This window comes from Commensalibacter sp. Nvir, from assembly GCF_963921845.1.
Taxonomy (GTDB): Bacteria; Pseudomonadota; Alphaproteobacteria; order Acetobacterales; family Acetobacteraceae; genus Commensalibacter.
The window spans coordinates 1-4995 of the sequence record NZ_CAWUGZ010000127.1; the positions used below are offsets into that span (position 1 = coordinate 1).

5 protein-coding genes are annotated in these 4995 nt (G+C 34.4%); 3 read left to right on the forward strand and 2 right to left on the reverse strand.

What is annotated here, in order from left to right; translation table 11 throughout:
• Positions 1 to 332 (reverse strand): hypothetical protein (locus AABE15_RS07735; protein WP_338330717.1); only part of this gene is annotated, 332 nt, incomplete at its 3' end.
• A gap of 94 nt (positions 333 to 426) precedes the next feature.
• Here AABE15_RS07735 and argH point away from each other — a divergent pair.
• Both argH and AABE15_RS07745 read left to right on the forward strand, forming a co-directional pair.
• The gene (argH, locus tag AABE15_RS07740; protein WP_408870268.1) at positions 427 to 1839 is read left to right on the forward strand and encodes an argininosuccinate lyase; all 1413 of its coding nucleotides are present in this window, start codon (positions 427 to 429) and stop codon (positions 1837 to 1839) included.
• Positions 1836 to 1985, forward strand: coding sequence for a hypothetical protein (locus tag AABE15_RS07745; RefSeq protein WP_338330719.1), 150 nt, complete (start codon positions 1836 to 1838; stop codon positions 1983 to 1985). The genes argH and AABE15_RS07745 overlap by 4 nt, the downstream gene beginning before the upstream one ends.
• Positions 1986 to 2056: 71 nt before the next feature.
• Here AABE15_RS07745 and AABE15_RS07750 read toward each other — a convergent pair whose 3' ends face one another.
• Positions 2057 to 2842 (reverse strand): trypsin-like serine protease, encoded by a 786-nt coding sequence (locus AABE15_RS07750; RefSeq protein WP_338330720.1) that lies wholly within the window; start codon positions 2840 to 2842, stop codon positions 2057 to 2059.
• 77 nt (positions 2843 to 2919) lie between these two features.
• On the opposite strand from AABE15_RS07750, the gene lysA reads away from it, so the two are divergent.
• The gene (gene lysA, locus AABE15_RS07755) at positions 2920 to 4251 is read left to right on the forward strand and encodes a diaminopimelate decarboxylase (protein ID WP_338330721.1); all 1332 of its coding nucleotides are present in this window, start codon (positions 2920 to 2922) and stop codon (positions 4249 to 4251) included.
• Positions 4252 to 4995: the final 744 nt, after the last annotated feature.

The following is a 4995-nucleotide window of genomic DNA, read 5'->3' on the forward strand; positions in this document are numbered from 1 at the left end:
TTTTTATTCTTTAAAAGATCACAGTGATTAATTTTGGATTTTAGCGAAACAAGAGAGACCTTGTGAAACAACCGTAGAGTAGCAATATCTTTTTCTAAAAGATTTAGATTTTTTTTTATCTCATTTTTAGGTGCCATTAAAAGTGCTGGAAAAGAACCGAATCTAGACAATAAACTCGATAGATCGGCTGTAAGTGCTAGCTCAAAATTTAACCATTTCGTTAAATCTGATAGCAAATCCACATCTGAACCACTAGTACTATCAGAGGATATAGTTGTTGTATTGGGTTTTATATTAATTAAATTACCATTATTATCCTTTAACTTAACCAAATATATTTAAACCCTTCATCATTTTAACATTTATGTTACTTACACCTATAATAACATTGATTACAAAATGTTCAAACTCAGTAGGAGCAGTTTCTTGGCAAAAGACAAACAAACAAAAGCAGCAAATCAACAATGGGGAGGACGTTTCAAAATCGGTCCTTCCAAAATAATGGAACACATCAATGTTTCAATTGATTTCGATAAAAAGCTTTGGATGCAAGATATTAAAGGATCTTTAGCCCATGCTGCAATGCTTGCGGATACTAAAATTATTTCACAGAAAGATTCTGAACTTATCCACCAAGGATTAAAGCAAATTGAAACTGAAATTGAGTCCAATCAATTTGAATTTAGACGCGATCTTGAAGATATTCATATGAACATTGAATATCATCTATCGGAACGTATTGGTGAGGCAGGAAAAAGATTACATACAGCACGATCAAGAAATGATCAAGTCGCCACTGATTTTAGATTATGGGTAAGAGATAATATTGATTTAACGCTTGCATCAATTGAAAGTTTAATGCTCGCATTAGCGGAAAGAGCTAAAGAATATTATAATACGCCTATGCCCGGATTCACACATTTACAATCTGCTCAACCGATTACGTTTGGACATCATCTCTTAGCCTATGTCGAAATGTTGTCAAGAGACCGCACCCGTTTAAAAGATGCAAGAAAACGATTGAATGAATGTCCCCTTGGAGCAGCCGCTCTGGCAGGAACTTCTTTTCCTATTGATCGCCATATGACAAGCAAAATCCTTAAATTTGATCGTCCTATGAATAATTCATTAGACGCGGTTTCCGATAGAGATTTTGCTTTGGAATATTTATCCAATCTTTCAATTTTATCCATGCATCTCTCACGTTTATCAGAAGAAATTGTTCTTTGGTGCTCTTCTCCATTTTCTTTTATAAAATTATCGGATTCGTTTACCACAGGCTCCTCAATCATGCCTCAAAAAAGAAACCCTGATGCAGCCGAACTGGTACGCGCAAAAACAGGTCGAATAAACGGAGCCTATATGAGTTTGTTGACCGTGATGAAAGGATTACCCCTGGCCTATGCAAAAGACATGCAAGAAGATAAAGAACAAGTTTTTTCTGCATCGGAAACAATTTTACTTTGTCTAAATGCTTCAGAGGGTATGATTAAAGATCTTAAAGCTCAAAAAACAACAATGCAATATTGGGCAGGCTCTGGCTATTCAACCGCAACCGATCTTGCAGACTGGCTTGTACAAAATTTAAAAATCCCTTTTCGTTCCGCTCACCACATAACAGGGAAATTAGTAAGTTTAGCAGAAAGCAAAGGAAAGCCCCTGGATCAACTTTCTTTAAAAGAAATGCAACGGGTTGAACCCAAGATTAATGAAACTATTTTTAACGTTCTCAGTGTCGAAGCCTCAATAGCTTCCAAAAAAAGTTTGGGTGGAACTTGCCCTAATAATGTTCTAGGCCAAGCGAAATCATGGATAAAAAAATTAAAGAAAAAACAATGAATCGTTTTATATCATTCGGACTGCTTTTAAGCTTTACAATGACATTAGGGTTGACTCTTGTTGGGTGTGGCCGTAAAGCATCTCCCAAACCCGTTGGGCCTCCCAGCAAAGTTACATATCCACGAAGTTACCCCCCTGCAGATTAATTTTCTATATGCTTAAAACTCGCTATAAAAGTTAATTTAAAAAGTGATCCATGCGGTCTATTACGCACAACTTATTGCATAAGTTGAAGTATAGGGTTTGCTATTCCCCCTTTACCAGCAGTAAAGGCTGCAATTTGCATACCGATTATACTCCATTCTTTATTCTTGTCTTTTACGAATAAAGGTGAACCGCTACTACCAAATGTAGCTTCACAATTATGCTCTATAACTTTTTGATGAGTATTGACTTGAATTATATTTGTAATATTGCAATGAGGATCGACCTGAAAAACTTCTTTTTTATCTTGTTCATATCCTCCTAGCCACAAAGCTGCGTGTGATAACGATGAAATGGATTGTAAAGGAACTATATCCTTAGAATTTATAGTAGCTTTATCAACAACCAAATAAGCTCTGTCCTTAACGATATTATTCAGTGGCACATTAATTTTCGATTGACCCACATACTCTTTGTTTATAACAATTTGTTTTATTTTGATGTCTTTTATGTAGTATCCTTTTTGATAGCCCCACAAAAAATGTACCGAACGGGTAGGAACTAAACGATTTGTTTTCTTTATCCAAAGGCAATGTGCTGCTGTCATAATTAATCGTGGAGCAATAAAAAAACCCGTACATTTTTGTCCGAGTTCGGTTTGAACCCTACCTATAATGCACCAAGGTTTTTCTTTTAAATTCACCCACATCCTATGCTCATTATTAGGGTCCAGCCCTGGTAAAGAAACATCATGAGAGAAGGCAAAAGCTACCCTTTGAATAAAAAAAGGGGAATCTAAAAACCCCAAAAGCATCAATACATAAATTAAAAAAATCCTAGTAACTTTAATTGTATTCATACTAGCCATTTTCTAAAAAAACATTTAAGAATGATTTATAATATTGCAAATCTAACATACTTTCTCTAGGGTTTCCTATGTCCTGGCCAAAACATTGCACTAATTTTGATCCACACGATCTTCTTAAATCCCATCCAGATTTCCTCTTAGATACTGCAAATGGATTATTATTTGGTTCGTACCCTCTAAAAAATATCATTACTACCTATGGAAGCCCTACTTGGGTGATGCATGCAGACATTATAAAGTCACGATATCAAAAACTTACACAAGCATTTCAATCGCAAAACCTAGACGTTTCCGTCCATTATGCTGTAAAGGCAAATAGCCATCTCGCTATCATAAAACTTTTGGCAAAACAGGGGGCCGGCGTTGATATTGTTAGCGGCGGGGAACTTTTACGTGCTTTGAAAGCAGGCGTGCCCAACAAAAAAATTTGTTTTTCTGGAGTAGGAAAAACCCACGAAGAACTTCGTTTAGCTCTTAAGCACGATATTGGTCAAATCAATGTAGAAAGCAAAGAAGAGCTTTACACAATCTCTAAACTTGCGCAAGAACTTCATAAAATTCCCTCCTTGTGTCTACGTATAAATCCAAATATTGATGCCAAAACACACCATAAAATAACCACGGGATTGGCTAAAAATAAATTTGGTATCGATTACCGCGATGCACTTGATCTGTATCGTGAAGGAAGTCGCCTTACTTCACTTAAACTCATCGGCTTTGATGTTCATATTGGTAGTCAAATCGTATCTATTGAACCTTACCGTCTTATGCTTGAACGAATGGCCGAACTAATATTAAAAGCCAAATCTTGCGGTTTTAACGTAACGCATTTGGACTGTGGTGGAGGGTTCGGCATTAATTACAACGATGAAAAAGAGTTTGATCCCATAGAAATTGCAACTTTGTTCAAGCAAATCATTGAACCTTTAGAGGTGAAAATAAGTATTGAGCCTGGAAGGTGGCTTGTAGGTCCAGCAGGCGTGCTTGTCAGCAAAGTAATTTTAAAAAAAGACAAAGGGCCAAATCAACCCCCTTTTGTGATTATTGATGCAGGTATGAACGATTTAATTAGACCAGCTATATATAACTCTTGGCACACCATAGTGCCGATAGAAAAATCAATTTACCAAAGAAACAAACAATTACAGCACATAGATGGGCCGATTTGCGAATCGAGCGATATTTTTGCACGAAATAGAATATTACCAGAATTGCATCCTAATGATACGCTTGCAATCTTAGACTCTGGTGCTTACGGCAGTGTTATGAGTTCAACCTATAATGCGAGGCCACTAGCCGCCCAAGTCATGATTATTGGTGATAAATCCATCCTTATACAACCTCGACAATTGTATAATGATTTATGGAAAGATGAAATCGTTCCAAATGAATTCTATTGAAAACTTCAAATTTCATTTTCCAAAACTTGAAAATTAATATTTTATATAAAATAAAAACGTAGTTTTAAAAAAATAAGGAGAACTCGCCATCAATTAAAAAAACGAAAAAATAATTTACACCATTATTTCATTAAATAATAAAATATGTGAATTGATAGAAGTTTAAAAATTTTTCTTTTCTGATTGAATGCTAGCTTTGTTTCATAAGCAATTTATGAGTGATTAACAAACCCTAAAGTCATAAATATAATCCGCTTTATTTATCAGTAGTCCCTGACTTTTTTCGAAAATAAGATCAATAAAAAGTTTGTTCCAACTTCAGAGTTTACGTTAACAATAGGCCTAATTACATTCCCAATAATAAGTTAAGAAAACTCTTTCCCTACCCTTCATCAATCAACTCGAAAAGATATTACTTGATACAATACGAGAATACATCAACACTCAAACTGTTTTGAACATTTCAAGCCTTATTTTTTTAATACTGTCATTTGCTCAAATGATAAACAACAATAAATGTCTTTGTTAAGCCCAAACCTTCAAAACAGAATATTTATTGAAATTCACTATATCTTGATACTAAGATGTCATTCATTAACAAAAAGATTTTTTCTAATTGATTTCTATTCAATTGCATAAAATATATTACAATACGATTACAAAAAAAAAATTTAAAACATAAAAAAATGTAATATTTGATTATTTATATAGAGAAAGATGAATATAAAATACTATATTTAATTG